Consider the following 22,974-nt stretch of genomic DNA (forward strand, 5'->3'; position numbering starts at 1 on the left):
CTTCCCCCCCCCGCCCCGGCGGGGGGGGTTGGTGGGGGGGGGGTCCGGCCACTTGGTTTGTGTGGACCCGCCGCCGCCCGGCGGCCCCCCCCCCCGGGGCGCCCCCCGCGGCTCTTGCGGTCAGCCAGAACTCAGCCGAGGAAGTGGCCGGCCGGGTGCTTGGACATGTGCTTCGGCGAATGCTTCGGCGCGTCCTCGGGGGCGGGGCGGTGCCAGGTGCTGCGTTCGGTGGCCTCGAGGGCGGCGCTGATGTCGGCCGCCCAGGTGCGGATCTTCTGCCAGTCGCGCGAGTCGGCAGCCAGATCACCGGTGGCGAGGTGACGCGCCAGGAAGCCCTTGGCCGTGGCGGGATCGAGCCGGCCCGCGAACGTGATCGCGGGGGACGCGCCGATCGCGTGCGCGAGACGGCGGACTGCGGGCGGCATCGCCTGGTCCTGTTCTTTGTCGGGTCCGACAGGGCCGCTGTGGAAGAGCCAGACCTGGCGGTCACGGAGCGGGCCGACGTTGTGGCGAAGGAACCGTACGGCGGCGCGCTGCCACCGGCGGACGTAGAGCGCGCTGCCCAGGATCACCACGTCGTACGCTGCGATGTCCCCGACCCGGCTGACGTCGAGCACGTCGACGTCGTGGTTGTGCGCGCGTAACTCGGCCCCGATCGTCTCGGCGATCTCGGCCGTCGCGTTCGACCTGCTGGCGTAGGCGACCAGTACCTTTTTCGACATCAAATCCTCCTTCAGTTCTCCCAGCACAACGGCCGACGGCGTAGGCGCGGCAGCGCCGAAGGGCCCGCCTACACGGGACTTTCGATCGCGGCACGCGGAATGACGGCGACCGGGCACGGTGCCTGGTGGAGCATGGTCTGGCTGACCGACCCGAGGAGCAGCCCGGCGAACCCACCACGCCCACGTGATCCGACGACGAGCAGCCGGGCATCTGCGGACCACTCGAGCAGGAGCTCGGACGGGTTCCCGGTCACCTCGACAACCTCAGCCTCACGGGCGTGGGGGCGAATTGCCGTGAGCAGGTCGCGGTCGTCGTCATCGCTCTCGTCGAGGACGGCGACGATCCGGGCCGGGATGTCGTGGCGGTGCGCGTACGCGAGTCCGAAGTCGAGCGCGGCGTCGGCCGGCCGTGAGCCGTCGTACCCGATGACGACCTGATTGCCGGCGAGCGAGTCGTCGGTGGGCCGTACGACGACCACCGGGCAGTGCGCGTGCGTCGACAGTTCGAGACCTGCCGAGCTGACGACCAGTCCGAGCAGGCGCCCGGTGATCCGGCTGCCGATGACGATCAGGTCGGCGGTCCGGGATTCCGCGAGCAGTACGGCTGACGGGAAGCCGTCGACGTACGTGCCGGTGATCGGGATCCCGGCCTCGAACTTCCGCGCCAACGCGACGGCATCGGTGACGATGCGGTCGGCCTGGGCGCGCAGTCCCGGAGCCAGGTCACTCGGCCCGAGCGGGACTCTGAACTCCGCCCAGACGAACGCGTGGACCAGGTGCAGCGCAGCCTCTCGGGCTGCCGCCTCGGCGGCGCCCCAGCGGATGGCGTTCTCGCAGTCAGGGCGGCCGTCGATGCCGACGACGACCTTCTTGGTACTCATCGCGTTCTCTGTCGCCAACTCGGGATCTCATGCATGTTCCCCAGCCTCGCGACGGCCACCTGTGACGGCCTAGAGGCGAAGGTCCTGACTCGGCTGGTGGACCTCGGGAGGCCGGGACCTTCGGCCCTGTGGCGGGAGTGTCCGGACGGGGAGCGTGGGAGGCGGAGGTGGCATCCATGACCGAACTGCCGGGGACCGGCCGCTACGTGTTCGACTTCGCCGAAGGCTCCATGGAGCAGAAGGATCTGCTCGGGGGCAAGGGCGCCAATCTCGCCGAGATGACCCGGCTGGGGCTACCGGTCCCGCCGGGTTTCACCATCGCGACGACCGCGTGCCGTGCCTATCTGGAGACGGGCGACCTGCCGGCAGGGCTGGGTGCCGAGCTCGGTACCCATCTGGGCCGGCTGGAACAGGTGCTGGGGCGCCGTCTGGGTGACGCCGGCGACCCCCTGTTGATCTCGGTGCGATCTGGAGCCAAGTTCTCGATGCCCGGGATGATGGAGACGATCCTCGACATCGGGCTGACCGACGAGTCGGTCCACGGGCTGGCGAAGCACTCGGGTGACGACCACTTCGCCTGGGATTCATACCGGCGACTTCTGCAGATGTACGCCCGAACCGTGCTTGACGTACCCGATGAGCTCTTGCAGGCAGCGGTGTCGACCGAGTACGCCGATTGGGGCGTCGAGACGCCGGAGGAGCTGCCGGCAGCGGCGATCGAACGTGCCTGCGCGGCGCTGAAGCAGGCGATCGCCGACCACGCCGGCCGTCCGTTCCCGCAGGATCCGCTGGAGCAGCTCGACCTGGCGGTGCGTGCGGTCTTCCGCTCCTGGTCGACACCCCGGGCCCGGTTGTACCGCCGTCAGGAGCACATCCCGGACGACCTCGGGACCGCGGTCAACGTGATGGCGATGGTGTTCGGTAACCGAGGCCCGGACAGTGGCACCGGTGTCGCCTTCACCCGGGATCCTGCGTCGGGAGAGCCGGGCGTGTACGGCGACTATCTCCAGGACGCTCAGGGCGAGGATGTCGTCGCCGGAGTACGGAACACGGTTCCGCTGGCGCGCCTCGCAGAGATCGACCCGGTCAGCCATGCAGGGCTGCAGAGCGCGATGTCCACGCTGGAACGGCATTTCCGGGACCTGTGCGACATCGAGTTCACGATCGAACGGGGCCGGCTGTGGATCTTGCAGACGAGGGTCGGGAAGCGGACCGCGGAAGCTGCTTTCCGGATCGCCGTTCAGCTGGTCGACGAGGGGCTCATCACCCTCGACGAGGCGCTCCTGCGGGTCACCGGGACCCAGCTCGGCCAGCTGATGTTTCCACGGTTCGGAGAGCGGCACGGCGTACCGGCGCTGGCTCACGGTGTGGCTGCCTCCCCAGGTGCGGCGGTTGGCGTTGCGGCCTTCGATTCAGCTGCTGCACAGCGCTTCGCCACGGAGGGCCGGCGAGTGATTCTCGTACGGCGGGAGACGAACCCGGACGATCTCCCGGGCATGCTTGCCGCCGCGGGCATTCTCACCACCCGAGGCGGCAAGACGTCACATGCCGCCGTGGTGGCGCGGGGCATGGGCAAGACCTGCGTCTGCGGCGTGGACACCTTGTCCGTGGACCCTGTCGCACGGCGCGCCGTGGCTGCCGACGCGGTCATCGAGGAAGGCGATCTGCTGTCCCTGGACGGGACCGCGGGCATCGTCTACCGCGGCGAGGTTCCGGTGGTCGCCGCACCGGTGGTCGAGTACTTCGACGGTCGTACGGATCTCCTCGACACCGATGAACTGGTTCGTGCGGTCGATCGGCTGTTACAGCATGCCGACGCGCGCCGGCAGTTGGGCGTGCACGCGAACGCCGACACGCCGGATGACGCCGCGCGTGCCCGGCGCTTCGGAGCCGAAGGGATCGGGCTGTGCCGTACCGAGCACATGTTCCTCGGCGAGCGTCGCCAACTCGTCGAGCGGCTGGTGCTCGCGGCGAACAGCGCGGATCAGCAGGCTGTGCTGGAGGAACTGCTGCAGCTGCAGCGTGCCGACTTCGTGATGATCTTCCGTGCGATGGCCGGGTTGCCGGTCACGGTCCGGCTGATCGATCCGCCACTGCACGAGTTCCTGCCGGATCTGACCGATCTCTCGGTGCGGGTCGCCGTCGGACGGACCACCGCCACGCCAGACTCCGACGCGGAGCGACTGCTGGCGGCGGTGCAGCGGATGCACGAGAGCAACCCCATGCTCGGCCTGCGGGGTGTCCGGCTGGGCATCGTCATTCCCGGACTCTTCGCGATGCAGACCAGGGCGATCGCCGAGGCGGCTGCCGAGGTGACGGCGGAGGGAACGACCGTACGGCCCGAGATCATGGTGCCTCTGGTGGCCGGCGACGCGGAGCTGCAGCTCGTACGGCGGGAGATCGAGACTGTTCTCGCCGAGGTTGCCGCGCGCACCGGTCGCGTGGTCCCGACCCGCATCGGGGCGATGATCGAGGTACCGCGTGCGGCCCTGGGCGCGGAGCGGATCGCCCGCTCCGCCGACTTCTTCTCCTTCGGCACCAACGACCTTACCCAGCTGACCTGGGCCTTCAGCCGCGACGACGTCGAGGCATCGATCTTCCCGCGCTACCTGGACGCGGGGATCTTCGCGGTCTCGCCGTTCGAGTCGCTGGATGTCGAGGGCGTCGGCCGGCTGGTGCGGATCGCCGTCGCCGAAGGACGCGCCGGCAACCCGGAGCTGGTCATCGGAGTGTGTGGTGAGCACGGCGGCGACCCGGCTTCGATCGCGTTCTTCGCCGACGCCGGCCTGGACTACGTCTCCTGCTCCCCGTACCGCATTCCGGTCGCCCGCCTCGAAGCGGGACGGGCGGCGGTCGCATCCACAGCCAAGGCGAGCGATACCCGATGATCGGCCAGGGGTCCGAAGGAGACGTGACGATGGCGATCGAGCACACTGCCGTACGGCCTGCTGCGGGATGGGACGTACTGGCATCGGACGGGTCGGTGGTACGGATCCGGCCGGTCCGCGAGGACGACGAGGCGGCGTTGGAGGCGATGAACGCCCGGGTGTCGGACGAATCTATCTACCTGCGGTTCTTCGGCATCAGCCGGTCGATGGCCGACGAGTACACCCATCACCTGGCTGCCGAGCACGACGGGCATGTCGCACTGGTCGCGGAGTACGGCGGCGACGTCGTCGGGATCGCGAGCTACGAGGCGCTGCGCGCGGGCGAGGCCGAGATGGCCTTCCTGCTGCAGGACTCGGTCCACGGCCGGGGGATCGGCACACTGTTGCTCGAGCAGTTGGCCGCGACCGCTCGGGAGAACGGCATCGAGCGGCTGCGTGCCGACACGCTCGGCGAGAACGCGAAGATGCTGCGGGTCCTCGCTGATTCGGGCTTCGAGCAGGTCCGCAAGCTGGAGAGCGGTGTCGTCGAGCTGGTTCTGGACACGGCGTACCACCCGCTGACCCTGCAGCGGATGGCCGACCGCGAGCGGGCGGCCGAGAACCGCTCGCTGCAGCGTCTGTTCGCACCGCGGACGATCGCGGTGGTCGGCGCCGGCCGTACTCCAGGCGGTATCGGCCACGAGGTGCTGCGGAATGTCGTCAACGGCGGATTCACCGGGTCCGTGTACGCGGTCAATCCGCAGGCGGCGCAGATCGCCGAGGTGCCGGCGTACCCGTCGATCGGAGCCGTTCCACGCAAGGTGGACCTTGCGGTGATCGCACTTCCCGCCGAGCAGGTGGCCGACGTACTGACCGAGTGCGGCGAGGCCGGGGTCGACGGCGCGGTCGTACTGACATCCGGCTTCTCGGAGCTCGGCTCGACCGGCCGTGAACTGCAGCGGCAGATGCTCGCGGTCGCTCGCCGGTACAGCATCCGGCTGATCGGCCCGAACTGCCTCGGGCTGGTCAACACGGCTCCCGAGGTCAGCCTGAATGCGACCTTCGCCGAGGTGTCTCCGATCCCCGGAGCACTGGCAATCGCGGCGCAGTCCGGGGCGGTCGGGATCGCGGTCCTGGAGCATGCCGGGCGCACCGGCCTGGGGATCTCCGAGTTCGTTTCCTTGGGCAACAAGGTCGATGTCAGTGGCAACGATGTGCTGCTGCACTGGTGGGCCGACCCACGAACCGCCGTGATCGGGTTGTATCTGGAGTCATTCGGGAACCCGCGCAAGTTCGGCGGGCTGGCCCGGATGATCGGACGTACCAAGCCGATCCTGGTCGTGAAGGGCGGACGGTCGGCCGGCGGACGACGGGCAGGTCTGTCACACACGGCCGCCGCGGCGACTCCGGAGACCGCGGTGGACGCGCTGTTCGCGCAGTCCGGTGTACTTCGGATGGACACCGTCGAGGAGCTTGTGGAGACGGCCCGGGTGGTGGCGGTACCGCCGTTGCCTCGCGGTCGCCGGGTCGCGGTGATCGGGAATGCGGGCGGCGCCGGGATCCTCGCGGCGGATGCGGCGAGCCGTCTGGGTCTCGAGTTGCCCGAGCTGAGCGCCGCGGTCCAACGGAAGCTGGACGCCGTCGGCGCGGTTGCGGGCGGGAATCCGGTCGACCTGGGCGCGGCGGCGTCCGCGGCGAGTCTGGCGGAGACCTTGCAGGTCGTGGTGGACAGCGGTGAGGTGGACAGCATCGTGGTCAACTACGCCGTGACCAGGGCGGGCCGCGTCGAGGACATCTACACCACCATCGCGGCCGCGGCCGCGATCGCGGACCTGCCGATCGTGGTGAACTGCGTCGGCTCGGCACAGGCCGCTCCGGAGATTGCGCTGACGGACGGGCGGCGGTTGCCGGTGTTCCCGTTCCCCGAGAGCGCGGTCCGTGCGCTGGCGCATGCGGTGCGGTACGCCGAGTGGAGGTCGAGGCCGCAAGGTGCGGTACCGGAGTTGGCTCACGTCGATGCGTCCGGAGCCCGGGTCGTGGTCCGCAAGTTCCTTGCGGAGCAGACCGAAGGCGGCTGGGTGGATCCTCGGCAGGCTCGTCTTCTGTTGCAGTGTGCGGGGGTTTCGGTGGTCCCGGTCGTCAGCGCGGTGAAGCGTGCGGAGGCGATCAAGGCCGCGGAGAGGGCGGGTTATCCCGTTGCGCTGAAGACGGCGGCGCCCGGCGTACTGCACAAGACCGACATCGGTGGTGTACGAATCGGCCTGGCGAACGCCGTTCAGGTCGCGAAGGCGTACGACGAAGTCACCGCGGCGGCCGACGATCCGCGGGTGGTGGTTCAGGCGATGGCGCCGACCGGGACCGAGCTGGTGATCGGTGTGGTGCGGGATCGGCTGTTCGGGCCGCTGGTGATGGCCGGCAGCGGCGGGATCTTCACCGATCTGCTGGCCGATCGGCAGTGGCGCGGCCTACCCCTCACGGACCTGGACGCGGCAGCCATGATGCGCTCACTGCGCTGTGCGCCGCTCCTGGCGGGCTACCGCGGCGCGGAGGCCGCCGACCAAGCGGCGGTCGTCGACGTCATCCACCGGATCGCCTGGCTCGCCGAGCAGATCCCGGAGCTGGCCGAGCTCGACATCAACCCACTGCTCGCCGCCCCAACCGGAGTCTCCGCAGTCGATGTCCGACTACGCCTCGCCCCGGCCGACCCTGAGCCAGACTGGTTCGCCAGGCGCCTACGCGGCGACTGATCAGAGCGCTGCGGACCGAAGTCGTGGCGACTCTCAGCAGTCCCACCGGTGTAGTGTCCGGTGCTATGAGTTCGCTCGACTCCTGGGCTCTCGGTAGCCATACGGCAGACGGCGTGACGCACCCGACGTACCGGAAGGGGACCGGGCCGGGGGTGGTTGTGATCCATGAGATCCCGGGGATCACTCCCGCGGTGCTCGGGTTTGCCGAAGAGGTGGTGGCTCGTGGCTTCACTGTGGTGATGCCGTCGTTGTTCGGTCGGCCGGGTGCGCCGGGCACGGTGCTGGAGACGGTTCGGAGCATCGCGGGGATCTGCGTGAGCCGGGAGTTCACGATGTTCGCGATGGGACGGACCACGCCGGTTGCCGGTTGGTTGCGGTCGTTGACTCGTGAGTTGCATGAGGAGCTGGGCGGGCCGGGTGTCGGCGCGGTCGGCATGTGCATGACGGGCGGCTTCGCGCTCGCGATGCTGGCCGATGCGCCTGTCGCGGCACCGGTTCTCGCGCAGCCCGCATCGCCTGCTCCGCTCGGTGCGGCACGTAAGGCAGACCTGGGACTGAGCCCGGCCGACCTGGCGTCGGTCAAGGCGAAGGTCGCCGCGGGGTGCCAGGTGCTCGGCTTGCGTTACAAGGGCGATCCGGCCGTCGGCACACGTTTCGACAGCCTTCGCAGGGAGCTCGGGGCGAACTTCATCGCGGTCGAGTTCCCGGGGCGCAAGCATGCCACCTTGACCGAGCATCGGCAGCAGGAGGGCGTGGACCGCGTGCTGGCGTTCTTCGAGGAGAAGCTGACCACGCACTGACGCAGTCAGGGTACGTGGACCGCGATCACCCCGGCGACGGTGTCGGCGATCGCCTCTGCGCGTTGCCGGTCGAGTTCACCGGCGGTCCCGAGAATGCGGACGATGCCGTCGTCGACCTCGACCTGCCAGTCCAGCTCGCGTTCGCGCAACAGATCGAGAATGTCGTTGCGGATCCGGGCGTCCCGGCCGGCCAGGTAGTGGATGACGTCGCTGCGGCTGATCACGCCGACGACCTGTTCACGTTCCACCACCGGCAGGCTCTTCACCATCGTCTCCCGGAGCAGGTCGATCGCCCCGTCGATGTCCTCGTCGGAACGTACGCTCATCACCAGATGTGTCATCAGCTCGGCGACGCGGCGGGGCCGGAAGACCGCCGAGAGCCTCAGCGGATACGACGGAGCGCGATCCTCGACGAGCAGCATGTCCGGGATGAGGTCCGCTTCGCTCACCACGCCGACCAACCGGCCTTGACGGTCGACAACAGGCAGCGTGGTGATCTGGTTGTGGTCGAGTAGGTGAAGAGCCTCACTCACCGTGGTCTCACCGAGCACCGTGATCGCGGGCGTCGTCATCAGTTCAGTGATGCGCACAGTGAACACCCCCTCCGCGGGACGGCTCGGGAGCGCTGGCGATCTGCTGGGACCAGATGCGGACGTCTTTCCAGTCCCTGGAGTCGCCGACGAGGCGTTCGAGGTCGGTGTCGTGCAGGACGACGTCAGCCTGGAGGTTGCCAGCGAAGGTCTTGACCGGGGGAGTGGAGAGCTCGCGGGCGATTCGCTCGACGTCGGCCGGTACAGGTTGGTCGTGCCGCCGGCTCGCGCCGAGTGGCCCGGAGTGGAACAGCCACACGCTGCGGGTGCGGAGCAGACGCCCGTGCCGGCGCAGGAAGCGGACGGCTTCGGGGAGCCAACGACCCTGGTAGATCGCGCTGCCGAGGACGACGACGTCGTACGGTGTGACCGCCGGGACGGCGCCGATCTCGTGAACGTCGACCGTGAACCCCGCGGCACGGAGCTCGTGGCCGATCGCGGCGGCGATACTCGCGGTCGCGCCCATCTTGGTGGCGTAGGTGACGAGCACGGTCATCGGTTTCGCCTGGACCGGTTCGTCCGGTGTCCGACTCGCGGGGTGGCGTTCCTGGTAGAGGTCGACACCGAGGTGCCGGATGATCGCCTGGCTCGCGCCGGGCGAGCTGACGGCCCGGCGTTGGGCATCGCGCTGGATGCCGGCCTTCTCGATCTCACTCATGGCCGTTGCCTTTCTCGCACTTCCAGCTCACGCCGGATCGGGCGTGCCGGACAGGGCAGAAGTTCCCGGCCTCGCGGACCGGAAGACCCTGGTCGACGGTCATCGGCATCACCGCAGGCGGCTCGCTCTACCGCATCGGATAGTAGGGCGCCGGAGGGACTACCTATCTGCCGTCGTGGCTGCTGTTGGCGAAGGTGATGGGTTGGACGAGCTCGATGCGGGTGCCGAGGTCTTCGCAGGCTGGGAGGTCGTGGTAGACCTCCCAGCTGTCGCCGGTCCGGGTGGCGTTCCCGGTTTCGAGCCATTCGTCGAGGAGTTGGTAGGTGTCGGACAGCTTCTGGTCCGGGTCGGTGTGCCAGGCGGCGAGTACGGGGCCCGCGGGCAGCGTGGATGGTTCGATGAGGTCGGTGCCGGCGATGGGTGCGCTGACGGGGAAGCCTGCCTCCGCATCGACCATGCCGTCTGGCAATGAGTGCCAGCGGGCGAAGGGGAAGCCGTTCGGGGCGATGCCGTGGTGTCGAAGGTGTTCAGCGACCACCGCACACGCGGCCGGGATCCAGCCCGGCAGTTGCTCGGGCACCAGGAGAGCCCGCCGTACCGCGGTCGCTTCCTCGCGATGGAACCTGACTTGCAGGCCATCGAATCCGCGGCGCCGGATCTGGGCGCCGAGGTCGCTGGAGCGACTGGTCAGCGTGACCATCAGAGTCTCCAATCGGTTCCGCTCGGATCAGAGGCGTACGCGTTCCAAGTGGTGCGGGGTGACGGCGGTCCAGTCGAGTTCGTCCTGGATGCGGCGGGCGAGGTTGGTACGGGCGTGGTCCTCGCCGTGGACGACGTACACGGTCTCCGGCGATTGTGGTGCCGAGGAGAGCCAGCCGACGAGTTCGTCGGAATCGGCATGGGCCGAGAACTCGGGCAGGCCGACGATCTGGGCTCGGACCGGGACGTAGCGCCTCGACGGAGTGGACCAGGCGCAGGGTGCCGGGGTCGAACGGGTCCGGCCCGCCGAGAACCTCGGGGCGGAGTTCGGCCGACTTGTTCGTGACGGCCGCGCGGTACACGTTCAGAGCAGCGAGCGCCATCGGGCTGTTGACGTACACCGGCAGCCGGGGGATGAGGCCGTCTCGCATCAGGCTAGTGAGCTCATGCAGCAGGACCGCCGTACGGTCGATCGCGAAGGCCGGCATCAGGACAACGCCGCCGCGGGCCGCGGTCGTGGTGATCAGGCGAGCCAGCTGGGCGTGGTCGAGCGGCTGATGGCGACGGTCGCCGTACGTCGACTCGACGAGGATCGTGTCGACCGCCGGCGGGAGTTCCGGCGGGCGGAGCAGCGGGTGCTGCCGGCGGCCGAGATCGCCGCTGACGAGAAGGCGCCGCCCGTCGACGTCGAGTACGGCGAAGGCGGAGCCGAGGATGTGGCCGGCTCGGTGAAGTGTGATGGTGGTGTCGCCGACGCTGACGCGCCGGTCGGACGGACGGAACAGGCGGATCGCGACCTCGGCGTCCTCGCTGTCGAAGAGGGGCTGCGGCGGATCGTGCTCGAGCAGGAACTTGCTGCCGGTCACCGTCCCCGCGGCACCGAGGAACGTGAGCGTACTCATGAGGCGGGCTCGAGGCGCAGGGCGACCTGGACGAGGGCGCGCAGCGCGGCGATGGTCTCCGCGATCTTTTCGTGGGAGGTGGCCGGATGGACGGTCCTGAAGAGGTCGTTGCGGAGGTCCTCGAGACTGTCGACGAGGTGCTCGATCTCGGTCGCGACGAATCGGTCGTCGGGTTCGGCGAGCAGCGGCAGGATGCGGCCGCGATAGGTGATGATGGTCTGCTGCGCCTCGGTCAGCCGGCGCTCCTCGAGGAACCAGCTGTCCGACTGGCTGGTCTCGGCGATCTCCTCGAGCTGGGCTTCCCAACGGTCGATCTCCTGCTGCAGCTGCGTGCTCATGGCTGGCTCCTTAGGTCACCTCCACCGTCCCCCAAGGATGTGGGAGCGCGCCTCGGGCAAGAGTCCTGACCTGGCGGGACGTTCGGCCGGCCGAGGACCGTCGGCCCTGCCCGGGTCGTGCATGGAAACGCTCAGGCGATGCCTTCTGCCGCGACTGAGTCGGCTTTTGCGTGGGCGGCGTGCGGGTCTAGGTAGACGCCGCCTCGGACGGCTGGGCACAGGTTGTGGTCGAAGTCGTAGCGCAGGGGGGCGCCGGTCGGGATGTTGAGCTGTTCGACCTCGGCGGCCGTCCGGCGGTCGAGCACGACGGAGAGTGCGCGGAGCGAGTTGCCGTGCGCCGCGACCAGCACGGTCAGGCTCCGACGGAGCTGCGGGGCCAGTACGTCGGCCCAGTACGGCGTCACGCGGGCGATCATGTCGGCCAGGCTCTCCACCGCTGGTATCCCGTGAGGGCGCAGGGCGACGTACCGAGCGTCGGCACGGAGCTGAGCCAACTCCTGCGGCGGCAGGGGAGCGGGGCGTCCGTGGAGCGAGCGGCGCCAGCAGTGGTACTGGTCCGGCCCCGCCTCGGCGCGGACCTCGGTCTTGCGGCGGCCGGTCAAGGCTCCGTATTGGCGTTCGTTGAGGCGCCACGTGCGCTGGACCGGGAGCCACAGCCGATCGAGTTCGGCCAGGATGATGTCCGCCGTACTGATCGACCGGGACATCACCGACGTGTGGACGACGTCCGGCGCGATCCCCTCCCGCTGCAGAAGCCGCGCCGCTTCGAGCGCCTCGTGCTCGCCCCGGGGCGTGAGTGGTACGTCGACCCACCCGGTGAAGCGCCCCTCGGCGTTCGCCGTGCTCTGACCGTGCCGAAGCAGGATCAGCGTTCCGGTGCGCATTGCAGTTCGGGGGTCTCTGCATGTGCACGGGTGACCGTCTCCCAGCCGTCGTCGTCCAACGTGACGACGGTGACCGGGAAGACACCCAGATTCTCACGATCGATGTGCAGGGACAGCTCGGCCAGGAACTTCTTCACCTGCTGATCGAAATCCGGTGCTGTGGTGTCGAGGTCGGCGAGCGTTTCGTCGAAGGCGCGGTGATCTGCCTCCAGATCCAGGACCTCCGCGGCGAAGTCACCCTGTTCCTTGAGCGCCGCGAAGACGCCGCGCTCCTCCCGGCGGGCATGCGGACCGAGTCGGCGATCGAGCTCGGCCAGCTTCGCGCTCGCCCCGGCCCGGTCGCCGGCGGCCAGCAGGGTCCGGATCGCACCGGACAGATCAAGCATTTCGTAGTGTTCGTCCATTAATTGGGCGATCGGCTCGACGGCCCGGCATCCACAGTGTTCGCACATGGCATCGACGTTAGGTGGACCAAACCCCCGCGCCCAGGGTCTTTCGGCCCTGGTGCTGGGTGGTGCGCGCGTCCGAGGATCGGGTGTCGGGCCACGGATGCGGTTTGCGCATTCGTGGCCTGGGCACGTCATCACTGACCTGAGGGGGACACGAGGAAATGAGCCGAACCACAGCTGCCGGATCGACCAGCTCGGTCGGTACGCCCACACGGCCGTCGCCGTGGTTGATGCTGGCACTGGCCACCGTCGGGTTCGCGGTGAACTTCTGGGCCTGGGCGCTGCTGAGTCCGCTCGGGCCGCTGTTCCGGACCGAGGGGACGCTCGGCCGCCTGACGGAGTCCGACGTCGCGCTGCTGGTCGCCGTACCGGTGCTGGTCGGCTCGGTCGGCCGTATTCCGGTCGGCGCCCTGACCGATCGCTACGGCGGCAGGGTGATGTTCCCGCTGGTGTCGGCGGCGACGATCCTGCCGATCTTGTTCATCGGCGTGTTCGCGCTCGATTCGTACGCTGCCTTGCTCGTCGGCGGCTTCTTCCTCGGCATCGGCGGTACGACGTTCGCGGTCGGGGTACCGTTCGTGAACGCGTGGTTCCCGCCGGAGCGCAGGGGCCTCGCGGTGGGCATCTTCGGCGCCGGGATGGGGGGTACGGCGATCAGCGCGCTGACGACCGTGAAGCTGTACGGCAACGCCGGTCATCGGGCTCCGTTCCTGATCACCGCGGCGGCGCTGGCCGTCTACACGGTGGTCGCCTGGCTGGTTCTGCGTGACGCGCCCGGCCGGCAGCCGGCGCAGGGTTCGCTGATGACCCGGCTCGTTGCGAACGCGAAACTTCCGATCAGCTGGCAGGCCTGCATCCTGTACGCAGTGGCATTCGGCGGGTACGTGGCGTTCTCGGTGTACCTGCCCTCGTACCTGAAGACGGCGTACGAACTGGGCGCCGCCGACGCGGCGAACCGGATGGCGGGGTTCGTCCTGGTGGCGGTTGTGATGCGGCCCGTCGGCGGCTGGCTGTCGGACCGGTTCGGTCCCGTCGTGGTGCTCGCATGCTGCTACGCGGTAGTCGTCGCAGGTGCGGCGTTGGCAGCCACCACGCCACTGCTGGAACATGTCGGCACTGCAGCGTTCCTGTCCATGGCGGCCGCGCTCGGTGGCGGCAGCGGGGCCACGTTCGCACTCGTTGCCAAGGTCACCGATCCGGCTCGGGTCGGTGGGGTGACCGGGCTGGTCGGCGCGGCCGGCGGCCTGGGCGGGTTCGTGCCGCCGCTGATCATGGGCTACGTCTACGGCCGCACCCAGTCCTACGGAATCGGCCTGACGTTGCTGTCGGTGACGGCAGGCTTGACTCTTCTGCTGACCTTGACCATCGTCAGAAGCACGGCGCGGACGGCAACCCACCCCGCCTAGCGGCCCGACTCGATCAGCGAGGGAACCGGATGACTACTGGGGCACATCCCGAAAACGGCCACCGCACTCCTGAGACCGGTCTGGACGGCGGGCTGAGCGAGGCACTGGTGCGGACCCGCCGCTACTTCACCAAGGGCGAGGTGTCGGCGGATCTGCGCACGTTGAGCAAGAAGGGTGGTCGAGGCGCCGACGATTTCTACCGTGACCGCTGGAGCCACGACAAGGTCGTACGCTCGACCCACGGCGTGAACTGCACCGGTTCGTGTTCGTGGAAGGTGTACGTCAAGGACGGCATCATCACGTGGGAGACCCAGCAGACCGACTACCCGTCGGCCGGGCCGGACTCGCCGGAGTACGAGCCGCGTGGCTGCCCGCGCGGTGCGGCGTTCTCCTGGTACACCTACTCACCGACGCGAGTGCGCTACCCCTACATCCGCGGCGTGCTGCTGCAGATGTACCGCGAGGCGAAGTCCCAGCACGACGGTGACCCGGTGAAGGCGTGGGCGCACATCGTCGACAATCCCGCTCGCGCGAAGGCGTACAAGTCCGCCCGCGGGAAGGGCGGCCTGGTCCGCGCCAGCTGGGACGAAGCGGTCGAGCTGGTCGCCGCGGCGCACGTGCACACGATCCAGAAATGGGGCCCGGACCGGGTCGCCGGGTTCTCGCCGATCCCGGCGATGTCGATGGTCTCGCACGCCTCTGGCGCACGGTTCGTGAACCTCATCGGTGGCTCGATGCTGTCCTTCTACGACTGGTATGCCGATCTCCCGGTGGCCTCGCCGCAGGTGTTCGGTGACCAGACCGACGTACCGGAATCCGGCGACTGGTGGGATGCCGGCTACCTGATCATGTGGGGCTCCAATGTCCCGGTCACGCGGACGCCGGACGCGCACTGGATGACCGAGGCCCGGTACCGCGGCCAGAAGGTCGTAGCGGTCGCGCCCGACTATGCCGACAACGTCAAGTTCGCTGATGAATGGCTGCCGGCGAACCCCGGCACCGACGGAGCGCTGGCCCTGTCGATGGGGCATGTGATTCTGAAGGAGTTCTTCGTCGACCGGGAGACGCCGTACTTCCGCGACTACACGAAGCGCTACACCGATCTGCCGTTCCTGGTGAAGGTCGACGTCGACGACCACGGCGTGCACCGGCCGGGGAAGTTCCTGACTGCGGAGGACCTCGCCGCTCACCAGGGCGAGGAGAACGCAGCCTTCAAGACCGTCCTGATCGACGCCGCCACCGACGCGCCCGTGGTGCCGAACGGTTGCCTCGGGCACCGGTTCGGAGCCGACGGGGAAGGCAAGTGGAACCTCGACCTCGGCGATGTAGATCCGCGCCTGACGCTAGCAGGGCCGGGATGTGAGTCCGTCGAGCTCGAACTGCCCCGCTTCGACAACCCTGACGGCACGGCCCGCAGTCTGCGCCGGGGCGTGCCCGTACGACGGGTCGAGGGGCACTTGGTCACCACCGTACTGGACCTGATGCTGGCGCAGTACGGCGTCGGCCGCGACGGCCTCCCCGGCGAGTGGCCCACGGGCTATGACGACGCCGACGCACCGGGCACACCGGCCTGGCAGGAGCGTTTCACCGGCGTACCCGGCGCGGCTGCGGCCCGCATCGGGCGGGAGTTCGCGCAGAACGCCGAGGAGTCCAAGGGCCGGTCGATGATCTTGATGGGCGCCGGCACCAACCACTGGTTCCACTCCGACACCATCTACCGGGCGTTCCTCGCGCTGATCACGCTCACCGGCTGTCAGGGTGTCAACGGGGGCGGCTGGGCGCACTACGTCGGGCAGGAGAAGGTCCGCCCGATCACCGGCTACAACCAGGTTGCCAATGCGCTGGACTGGAGCCGGCCACCGCGCAACATGATCCAGACGGCGTACTGGTATCTGCACACCGACCAGTTCCGGTACGACCAGTTCGGAGCGGACACGCTCTCGGCCCGTGCGGGCGAGGGTGACCTGGCGGGCAAGTCCACCGCCGACGTGATCGCGCAGAGCGCTCGGATGGGATGGTCGCCGTCCTACCCGACCTTCGATCGCAACCCGCTCGACCTGGTGGACGAGGCGGCCGCCGCCGGCCACAGCGCTGCCGAGCACATCGTCGCCGGCCTCAAAGACGGAACGATCAACTTCGCCTGCGAGGACCCCGACGCGCCCGAGAACTACCCGCGGGTGCTCTCGATCTGGCGGGCCAATCTGCTCGGCTCGTCGTCGAAGGGCAACGAGTACTTCCTCAAGCACCTGCTCGGCACCGATTCCTCGGTACGCGCGACAGAGACGCCGGCGCACTTGCGGCCGCGGGACATCACCTGGCACGACCAAGCGCCGGAGGGAAAGCTCGATCTGCTGCTGACCCTGGACTTTCGCCAGACCAGCACCACGATCTTCTCCGATGTGGTGCTGCCGGCCGCGACCTGGTACGAGAAGCACGACCTGAACACCACCGACATGCACCCGTTCGTGCACTCGTTCAATCCCGCGATCGCGCCGCCGTGGCAGACCCGTACGGACTGGGACGCGTGGCGCGCGATCGCGGCGAAGTTCAGCGAGCTCGCCGGCCCTCGGCTGGGGACCCGGCGCGACGTGGTCGCAGTGCCACTGATGCACGACACCCCGGACGCGATGGCCAACCCGCACGGCGTCGTCCGCGACTGGAAGCAGGGCGAGTGCGAGCCGGTCCCGGGCGTCACTATGCCCAAGCTGGTCGAGGTCGAGCGTGACTACGGTGCCGTGGCCGACAAGCTGAACGCGCTCGGCCCGCTGGCCGACTCCCTTGGTGCGACCACCAAGGGAGTGACCTTCGAGCTCGGTAAGCAGGTCGACTACCTGCGGGCCAAGAACGGCTCGATCCGCGGTGGTGTCGCCGACGGCCGCCCGTCGCTGGTCCGCGACGTCCACGTCTGCGAGGCGATCCTCGCGATGTCCGGCACGACCAACGGCCACCTCGCGGTGCAGGGCTTCAAGCAGCTCGAGAAGCGTACGGGGCACCAGATGCACGACCTCGCGGCCGAGCACGAGGGCAAGCAGGTCACCTTCGCCGACACGCAGGCCGCCCCCGTCCCGGTGATCACCTCACCGGAGTGGTCGGGTTCGGAGTCGGGCGGCCGGCGCTACTCGCCGTTCACGATCAACGTTGAGCGGCTCAAGCCCTGGCACACCCTGACCGGCCGGCAGCACTTCTATCTCGACCACGACTGGATGACCGAGCTCGGCGAAGGGTTGCCAGTGTTCCGGCCACCGCTCAACATGGCCGCGCTGTTCGCCGAACCTGTCGTCGGTGACGTCGCAGGCAAGGGCGCCGCGGTCGAGGGAGTGACCGTTCGGTACCTGACCCCGCACAACAAGTGGTCGATCCACAGTGAGTACCAGGACAACCTGTTCATGCTCTCGCTCTCGCGCGGCGGCCAGAACATCTGGGTGAGTGATCGCGACGCGGCCAAGGTCGGGGTCGCGGACAACGACTGGATCGAGGCTGTCAACCGCAACGGCGTCGTCGTCGCCCGCGCGATCGTCTCGCACCGGATGCCCGAAGGCACGGTTTACATGCACCACGCCCAGGACCGTTTGATCGACGTACCGCTGACAGAGACCTCTGGCAAGCGCGGCGGCATCCACAACTCACTGACCCGGTTGCTGATCAAGCCCAGCCATCTGATCGGCGGCTACGCCCAACTCTCGTGGGCGTTCAACTACATCGGCCCGACCGGCAACCAGCGCGACGAGGTGACGGTCATCCGCCGCCGCTCGCAGGAGGTGACGTACTGATGCGTGTGATGGCGCAGATGGCCATGGTGATGAACCTCGACAAGTGCATCGGCTGCCATACCTGTTCGGTGACCTGTAAACAGGCCTGGACCAACCGGACCGGGACGGAGTACGTCTGGTTCAACAACGTCGAGACCCGGCCCGGGCAGGGCTACCCGCGGACCTATGAGAACCAGGAGGTGTGGAAGGGCGGCTGGGCGCTCAACAAGCGCGGACGGTTGACGCTCAAGGCCGGCGGCCGGCTCAAGAAGCTCGCGACGATCTTCTCCAACCCCAAGTTGCCCTCGATCCGCGACTACTACGAGCCCTGGACGTATGACTACTCCACCTTGACCGACGCGCCGGCCCAGGAACACACCCCGGTGGCGCGGCCCAAGTCGCTGCTCACGGGCAAGAACATGAAGGTCGAGTGGTCGTCGAACTGGGACGACAACCTCGGTGGCTCAGCGGCGACCGCGAAGAACGACCCGATGCTGGCCAAGATCGCCGACAAGGTGAAGTTCGAGTTCGAGCAGACCTTCATGTTCTACCTGCCCAGGATCTGCGAGCACTGCCTCAACCCGTCCTGCGCCGCGTCGTGCCCGTCCGGTGCGATCTACAAGCGCGCGGAGGACGGCATCGTCCTGGTCGACCAGGACCGCTGCCGCGGGTGGCGGATGTGCGTGTCCGGGTGCCCCTACAAGAAGGTGTACTTCAACCACAAGACCGGCAAGGCCGAGAAGTGCACGTTCTGCTTCCCGCGGATCGAGGTAGGCCTGCCCACGGTCTGTGCCGAGACCTGCGTGGGCCGGCTGCGCTACATCGGTCTGATCCTCTACGACGCCGACCGCGTACTGGAGGCCGCCTCCGTCCCCGACGACCACGACCTCTACGAGGCCCAGCGGTCCGTTCTCCTCGACCCCAACGACCCCGAGGTCATCGCGGCCGCCGAGCGTGACGGCATCCCGTACGACTGGGTGCAGGCCGCACAGCGGTCCCCGATCCATGCGCTGATCAACGTCTTCAAGGTCGCGCTGCCGCTGCACCCGGAGTACCGGACGATGCCGATGGTCTGGTACATCCCGCCGCTGTCGCCGGTGGTCGACGTGATCAAGGACACCGGGTACGACGCCGAGGACCGGGCCAACCTGTTCGCCGCGATCGATGCGTTGCGGATCCCGATCGAGTACCTGGCCGAGCTCTTCACCGCCGGCGACGTCGCTCCCGTCGACCGCGTCCTGAAGAAGCTCGCTGCGATGCGGTCCTACATGCGTGACATCAACCTGGGCCGCGACCCGGACGGGTCGATCCCCGCCGCGGTCGGCATGAGCGAGGAAGAGATGTACGACATGTACCGTCTGCTCGCGATCGCCAAGTACGACGAGCGGTACGTCATCCCGCCCGCGCACGCCGAACAGGCGCACTCCCTCGAGGAACTCGGAACCGAGTGTGCCGTCGCGGACTACGACGGAGGTCAGCAAGGCCTCTTCGGCGAGGGGTCCGGTGCGCCGACCCCGATCGCGGTCGAGAACTTCCAGATGTTGCGGGAACGTCAGACCTCGGAAACGCTCGCCTCGCCGTCGGACAAGTCGGCGCGGGTGAACCTGCTCAACTGGGACGGCAAGGGCGCACCGACGGGCCTGTTCCCGCCGCGCCAGGACGAGAAGGGCTGAGCTGCGATGAAGCTGTCAAGAAGCCTTCGCGCGGACCGAGGGAGCCGGCAGCAGGCGCTGACGCCCGGGCAGCTCGCCGACACCTGGCAGTCGGCCTCGCTCCTCCTCGACTACCCCGAGGCAGGCCTGGCGGAACAACTGGTCCTCGTGCAGCGGGTGGGGAAGGCCCTCCCGGCCTCGGTGGGCCAACCGTTGACGGCCTGCGCAGAACGGCTGGCCGGAGTGCCACTGAGGGAACTGCAGGAGGAGTACGTCGACACCTTCGACAACCGCCGTCGGCACAATCTCTTCCTCACCTACTTCGCCCACGGCGACACCCGCAAGAGGGGAGTGGCCCTGCTGCGGTTCAAGCAGACCTATCTCCAGGCCGGGGTCGAGCTCGACGAGTCGACTGCCGGCGGAGCAGAGCTGCCCGACCATCTCTGCGTGGTCCTGGAGTTCGCCGCCACTGTCGACCAGCAGGCGGGTCGCCAGCTCATGCTCGACCACCGGGCCGGACTGGAGCTGCTGCGGCTGTCGCTGGCCGAAGCGGACTCCCGCTGGGCCGGCGCGGTCGAAGCGGTCACCGCGACCTTGCCCGCGCTCCACGGCGACGACATGGACGCCGTACGGCGCCTCGCCGCCGAGGGACCACCGGAGGAGGAAGTCGGCCTCACGCCGTACGCCACGCCGATGTTCGACCCTGGGCCGGCCAGGCCTGATCCGTCTGCTCCCGTCGCACTCCCGATGCCCACTTTCCCAGGAGGTCGCTGAACATGGACACCTTCCTCTGGGTCATCGTCCCGTACCTGTGCCTCACCACGTTCGCGGTCGGGCACTTCTGGCGCTACCGCTACGACAAGTTCGGCTGGACGACTCGGTCGTCCCAGCTCTACGAGGACCGGCTGCTGCGCCTCGGGTCCCCGTTGTTCCACTTCGGGATGCTCGGCGTCGTCGGCGGGCACATCATCGGTCTGCTGGTGCCCCAGTCCTGGACCGACGCGATCGGGATCAGCCACGAGGCGTACCACATCGTGGCCGTGGTCGGTGGGCTCCTGGCCGGCGTGATGGCGGTCGTCGGGATGGCCATCCTGATCTACCGGCGGCGTACCGTCGGCCCGGTCTTCTCCGCCACCACAGTGATGGACAAGGTGATGTACGCCTTCCTTGCCGCCGTGATCGTGCTGGGAATGTGGAACACCGTCGCGGGATCGATCCTGACCATCGGTGGGGAGTACAACTACCGTGAAGGCGTCTCGGTCTGGTACCGCTCCTTCCTCGCCTTCCAGCCGGATGCCTCCCTGATGGCGAACGCGCCGATCGGCTTCCGGCTGCACGCACTGGTCGCCTTCGGCCTCTTCGCGCTGTGGCCGTTCACGCGCCTCGTACACGTGTTCAGCGCACCCGTCGGCTACCTGACCCGCCCCTACATCGTCTACCGCAGCCGCGACGACCAACTAGGCACCCACCGCCCCCGCCCCGGCTGGAACCGAATCTCTCAATAGCCCTGACTGTTGCCGTCGTCGACGAAGCAGTTAGGGCTTGTACGGCTGACCACCGAACGCGCCGGCGTAAGCCTTGGCCGTAGACGGCTTGAGCGCTCCTGCTACCCGGAGCAGAGCACCGGCGTTCACGTAGTCGTACTCGGTACCGAGCGCCGGTGCGTCCTTGAGAAGGTTCTGGATGTACGCCGCCCGCCGCTTGGCGTCCTCGGTGGTCGGCCAGATCTCGACGGTTGCACCGCAGTCGACGCCGAGATCAGTGCAATCGGTGCCCTTGTCGTACAGCACGGCGGCGTCGGAGTATCCGTTCGGGCGGCCGACAAGCTTGTTCGGGTCGTTGTCCTCCGTGATTCGCACAACCTTCGCGGCAGACGGAACGGCCGCCTTGATGCGGGCAGCCAGGGCGGCGACATCTGGCGACACCGGAGACTGGCTGGCGATTGAAACAGAAGCCGTCGTTGACGGATTCGCCGTGGGGTGAGCCGACGAGGAAGCGGAGCCGGCCGCCGGATTCTGCGCCGGATTCTGGCCGCATCCCGCGATCACCATGACAGCTGCCATCGTCAGAACTATGCGCTTCCTTGCCATCCTGGCTCCCGTGATCGCGATCGACTGCCCCAGTTCGATCAATCGTTGGTACACCCTACTTGCTGGGCCTTGGTCAGGGATGCGGGCGGGACTTTTGGGGTCTTTGTGCCTGTGGGGCAGGGTCGTTGGGGGCGTGGTCGGGGGAGTGGTGTTCGCGAAGACTTGGGGCAACAGCGTTCACCACTCACTGGCCGCGTCGAGCGGCTTGAAAGGAACCGATCATGCGCCGCAAGACGTTCGATGCGCTGCTCACCTCCGCCGGGTTCGTTCTTGCGATCGTTCTGGTCGCGGCCGGTGGTTTGTTGCTGTGGGCCCACAACTTCGTCGACAACCAGGTCCAGAGTCAGCTCGCCGCACAGCAGATCTTCTTCCCGAAGGCGGGCAGCGAGTCGCTCAACGACCCGGCCGTCAAGCCGTACCTGTCCCAGTACGCCGGTCAGCAGTTGGTGACCGGCGCCCAGGCCGAGGCGTACGCGAACCACTTCATCGCGGTTCACATCAACGAGATGGCCGGTGGCAAGACGTACTCGCAGCTGTCCCAGGAGTCGCTGGCCAACCCCAACGACGCCAAGCTGGCCGGCCAGGTCCAGACCGTCTTCCGGGGCGAGACGCTGCGCGGCCTGCTGCTCAACGCCTACGCGTTCGGGAAGATGGGACAGATCGCCCTGTACGCCGCGATCACTGCGTTCGCGGCGGCCGGGATCCTGCTGGTCTTGTCGCTGCTCGGCTACGCGCACCTGCGCCGGGTCCCCGCCGAGGCCGAGGTCATGCCGAGGCTGACAGGCGCGACACCTCACACCGCCTGACAACCGCAACTGAACCGCCGGCCCGTCCCGGGGCCGGCGGTTCAGTCTTTCCCGAGCTTCACCTGCGAGAACCGCCGAGCGGGTCGCAGGGTCGAAAGTCCTGCCTCGGGGCGCCACGCGGCGCAGCGTCGTGCCCGTCCTGCTCCACGAAGCAGCCGAGCGCGGTGCCGCAGTACTGGTGACCGCACAGTCCGAGTCCGACGCCGAGCAGTGTGCGGACCGGATCGTACCGTTGAGAAGGAACGATGCCGTCGACAGCGAGAACAACGAAGCGGCTGCGGCCGAACCCGACCCGGGACCAGATCTGGCGGCAGCTCGACCGAGCATCGTTCGCGGTGCTGAGCTACGTCACACCCAACGGCCAACCGCGCTCGAGTGGGGTTGTCTGTACCGCCGGCCACGATCAGCTTCCACGCGCGGGCAGTGGTTCATCCGGTCGGACCGCCGGGCGCGGACTCGCTGTCGCCGGCGCTGGCCAGGCTCGTTCCGGCCGCCGCCCGCGCCCGCATCCCCGTGGCCCAGGGGGTATGTGGCTCTCTTGCCATATGTGTGGGTGGACCGACCTCAGGCGGGCGTGGGGTTCCAGGACGAAACTGGCTCACCAACCAACCGAACGGGCCGGCGACGGACATTTCGACAGGTAGTGCACCCCGAGACACCGTACGCGCAGCGCACTCTCACGCTCAGGTGCACTACCCACCGGCCAGACACCGACCGACACGTCCTGTCGAACT

The 22,974-nt window shown here is 68.4% G+C and carries 18 protein-coding genes and 1 pseudogene; 9 read left to right on the forward strand and 10 right to left on the reverse strand.

The features are described from left to right. Positions 1 to 131: 131 nt before the first annotated feature. The gene (locus ACGFI6_RS38095; RefSeq protein WP_393127513.1) at positions 132 to 722 is read right to left on the reverse strand and encodes a flavodoxin domain-containing protein; all 591 of its coding nucleotides are present in this window, start codon (positions 720 to 722) and stop codon (positions 132 to 134) included. 68 nt (positions 723 to 790) lie between these two features. Then, positions 791 to 1,603 (reverse strand): universal stress protein, encoded by an 813-nt coding sequence (locus ACGFI6_RS38100; protein ID WP_393127514.1) that lies wholly within the window; start codon positions 1,601 to 1,603, stop codon positions 791 to 793. A gap of 176 nt (positions 1,604 to 1,779) precedes the next feature. Between ACGFI6_RS38100 and ppdK the strand changes: the two genes are divergently transcribed. The 3 genes from ppdK (at position 1,780) to ACGFI6_RS38115 (ending at position 8,017) form a co-directional block, all read left to right on the forward strand. After that, positions 1,780 to 4,491 carry a pyruvate, phosphate dikinase gene (gene ppdK, locus ACGFI6_RS38105; RefSeq protein WP_393127515.1) on the forward strand — a complete coding sequence of 904 codons (2,712 nt, stop codon included), beginning with the start codon at positions 1,780 to 1,782 and terminating at the stop codon, positions 4,489 to 4,491. 29 nt (positions 4,492 to 4,520) lie between these two features. Further along, entirely contained in the window at positions 4,521 to 7,217 is a 2,697-nt protein-coding gene (locus ACGFI6_RS38110; RefSeq protein WP_393127516.1) for a GNAT family N-acetyltransferase, read from the forward strand. A gap of 65 nt (positions 7,218 to 7,282) precedes the next feature. Next, positions 7,283 to 8,017, forward strand: coding sequence for a dienelactone hydrolase family protein (locus ACGFI6_RS38115; protein ID WP_393127517.1), 735 nt, complete (start codon positions 7,283 to 7,285; stop codon positions 8,015 to 8,017). A 5-nt stretch (positions 8,018 to 8,022) separates the two neighbouring features. Here ACGFI6_RS38115 and ACGFI6_RS38120 read toward each other — a convergent pair whose 3' ends face one another. The 7 genes and pseudogenes from ACGFI6_RS38120 to ACGFI6_RS38150 all read right to left on the reverse strand — a co-directional run bounded on the left by ACGFI6_RS38120 (position 8,023) and on the right by ACGFI6_RS38150 (position 12,540). Further along, positions 8,023 to 8,607, reverse strand: coding sequence for a CBS domain-containing protein (locus tag ACGFI6_RS38120; RefSeq protein WP_393127518.1), 585 nt, complete (start codon positions 8,605 to 8,607; stop codon positions 8,023 to 8,025). Then, a complete protein-coding gene (locus tag ACGFI6_RS38125) occupies positions 8,594 to 9,265 on the reverse strand; it encodes a flavodoxin domain-containing protein (protein ID WP_393127519.1) in 672 nt (223 codons plus the stop codon). Before ACGFI6_RS38125 ends, ACGFI6_RS38120 begins: the two co-directional genes overlap by 14 nt. Before the next feature lie 163 nt (positions 9,266 to 9,428). Beyond that, positions 9,429 to 9,965, reverse strand: a complete 537-nt coding sequence (locus ACGFI6_RS38130; protein ID WP_393127520.1) for a GyrI-like domain-containing protein — start codon at positions 9,963 to 9,965, stop codon at positions 9,429 to 9,431. 27 nt (positions 9,966 to 9,992) lie between these two features. After that, positions 9,993 to 10,199 (reverse strand): annotated as a pseudogene (locus ACGFI6_RS38135) (MBL fold metallo-hydrolase RNA specificity domain-containing protein); the annotation flags it as partial. 663 nt (positions 10,200 to 10,862) lie between these two features. Beyond that, positions 10,863 to 11,204, reverse strand: coding sequence for a hypothetical protein (locus ACGFI6_RS38140; RefSeq protein ID WP_393127521.1), 342 nt, complete (start codon positions 11,202 to 11,204; stop codon positions 10,863 to 10,865). A 131-nt stretch (positions 11,205 to 11,335) separates the two neighbouring features. Continuing rightward, on the reverse strand, positions 11,336 to 12,088 hold the full coding sequence (locus tag ACGFI6_RS38145; RefSeq protein ID WP_393127522.1) for a 2,3-diphosphoglycerate-dependent phosphoglycerate mutase: 753 nt from the start codon (positions 12,086 to 12,088) through the stop codon (positions 11,336 to 11,338). Beyond that, the gene (locus ACGFI6_RS38150; protein ID WP_393127523.1) at positions 12,070 to 12,540 is read right to left on the reverse strand and encodes a hemerythrin domain-containing protein; all 471 of its coding nucleotides are present in this window, start codon (positions 12,538 to 12,540) and stop codon (positions 12,070 to 12,072) included. The genes ACGFI6_RS38145 and ACGFI6_RS38150 overlap by 19 nt, the downstream gene beginning before the upstream one ends. 158 nt (positions 12,541 to 12,698) lie before the next feature. Here ACGFI6_RS38150 and ACGFI6_RS38155 point away from each other — a divergent pair, with 158 nt between their 5' ends. The 5 genes from ACGFI6_RS38155 to narI are packed head-to-tail and all read left to right on the forward strand — an operon-like array spanning position 12,699 to position 20,849. Next, positions 12,699 to 13,943, forward strand: coding sequence for an MFS transporter (locus ACGFI6_RS38155; RefSeq protein ID WP_393127524.1), 1,245 nt, complete (start codon positions 12,699 to 12,701; stop codon positions 13,941 to 13,943). Positions 13,944 to 13,972: 29 nt separating this feature from the next. Continuing rightward, entirely contained in the window at positions 13,973 to 17,713 is a 3,741-nt protein-coding gene (locus ACGFI6_RS38160; RefSeq protein WP_393127525.1) for a nitrate reductase subunit alpha, read from the forward strand. Then, positions 17,713 to 19,365: a nitrate reductase subunit beta gene (gene narH, locus ACGFI6_RS38165; RefSeq protein ID WP_393127526.1), complete on the forward strand. Its 1,653-nt coding sequence runs from the start codon at positions 17,713 to 17,715 to the stop codon at positions 19,363 to 19,365. The genes ACGFI6_RS38160 and narH overlap by 1 nt, the downstream gene beginning before the upstream one ends. A gap of 6 nt (positions 19,366 to 19,371) precedes the next feature. Beyond that, the gene (narJ, locus tag ACGFI6_RS38170; RefSeq protein ID WP_393127527.1) at positions 19,372 to 20,118 is read left to right on the forward strand and encodes a nitrate reductase molybdenum cofactor assembly chaperone; all 747 of its coding nucleotides are present in this window, start codon (positions 19,372 to 19,374) and stop codon (positions 20,116 to 20,118) included. Positions 20,119 to 20,120: 2 nt separating this feature from the next. Next, positions 20,121 to 20,849: a respiratory nitrate reductase subunit gamma gene (gene narI / locus ACGFI6_RS38175; protein ID WP_393127528.1), complete on the forward strand. Its 729-nt coding sequence runs from the start codon at positions 20,121 to 20,123 to the stop codon at positions 20,847 to 20,849. 30 nt (positions 20,850 to 20,879) lie between these two features. Here the strand turns inward: narI and ACGFI6_RS38180 are convergent, their stop codons facing one another. Then, complete coding sequence (locus tag ACGFI6_RS38180) at positions 20,880 to 21,203, reverse strand: hypothetical protein (RefSeq protein WP_393127529.1); 324 nt, start codon at positions 21,201 to 21,203, stop codon at positions 20,880 to 20,882. A gap of 452 nt (positions 21,204 to 21,655) precedes the next feature. Here ACGFI6_RS38180 and ACGFI6_RS38185 point away from each other — a divergent pair, with 452 nt between their 5' ends. Continuing rightward, positions 21,656 to 22,240, forward strand: coding sequence for a hypothetical protein (locus ACGFI6_RS38185; RefSeq protein ID WP_393127530.1), 585 nt, complete (start codon positions 21,656 to 21,658; stop codon positions 22,238 to 22,240). The last annotated feature ends 734 nt before the right edge of the window (positions 22,241 to 22,974 follow it).

The sequence above is a fragment of the Kribbella sp. NPDC048928 genome, assembly GCF_043197975.1.
Lineage (GTDB): Bacteria > Actinomycetota > Actinomycetes > Propionibacteriales > Kribbellaceae > Kribbella.

Coding starts and splice junctions, on each gene's coding strand:
- ACGFI6_RS38095 (WP_393127513.1), bottom strand. CDS start 722: ATGTCGAAAAAGGTACTGGTCGCCTACGCCAGCAGGTCGAACGCGACG.
- ACGFI6_RS38100 (WP_393127514.1), bottom strand. CDS start 1,603: ATGAGTACCAAGAAGGTCGTCGTCGGCATCGACGGCCGCCCTGACTGC.
- ppdK (WP_393127515.1), top strand. CDS start 1,780: ATGACCGAACTGCCGGGGACCGGCCGCTACGTGTTCGACTTCGCCGAA.
- ACGFI6_RS38110 (WP_393127516.1), top strand. CDS start 4,521: ATGGCGATCGAGCACACTGCCGTACGGCCTGCTGCGGGATGGGACGTA.
- ACGFI6_RS38115 (WP_393127517.1), top strand. CDS start 7,283: ATGAGTTCGCTCGACTCCTGGGCTCTCGGTAGCCATACGGCAGACGGC.
- ACGFI6_RS38125 (WP_393127519.1), bottom strand. CDS start 9,265: ATGAGTGAGATCGAGAAGGCCGGCATCCAGCGCGATGCCCAACGCCGG.
- ACGFI6_RS38130 (WP_393127520.1), bottom strand. CDS start 9,965: ATGGTCACGCTGACCAGTCGCTCCAGCGACCTCGGCGCCCAGATCCGG.
- ACGFI6_RS38140 (WP_393127521.1), bottom strand. CDS start 11,204: ATGAGCACGCAGCTGCAGCAGGAGATCGACCGTTGGGAAGCCCAGCTC.
- ACGFI6_RS38145 (WP_393127522.1), bottom strand. CDS start 12,088: ATGCGCACCGGAACGCTGATCCTGCTTCGGCACGGTCAGAGCACGGCG.
- ACGFI6_RS38150 (WP_393127523.1), bottom strand. CDS start 12,540: ATGTGCGAACACTGTGGATGCCGGGCCGTCGAGCCGATCGCCCAATTA.
- ACGFI6_RS38155 (WP_393127524.1), top strand. CDS start 12,699: ATGAGCCGAACCACAGCTGCCGGATCGACCAGCTCGGTCGGTACGCCC.
- ACGFI6_RS38160 (WP_393127525.1), top strand. CDS start 13,973: ATGACTACTGGGGCACATCCCGAAAACGGCCACCGCACTCCTGAGACC.
- narH (WP_393127526.1), top strand. CDS start 17,713: ATGCGTGTGATGGCGCAGATGGCCATGGTGATGAACCTCGACAAGTGC.
- narJ (WP_393127527.1), top strand. CDS start 19,372: ATGAAGCTGTCAAGAAGCCTTCGCGCGGACCGAGGGAGCCGGCAGCAG.
- narI (WP_393127528.1), top strand. CDS start 20,121: ATGGACACCTTCCTCTGGGTCATCGTCCCGTACCTGTGCCTCACCACG.
- ACGFI6_RS38185 (WP_393127530.1), top strand. CDS start 21,656: ATGCGCCGCAAGACGTTCGATGCGCTGCTCACCTCCGCCGGGTTCGTT.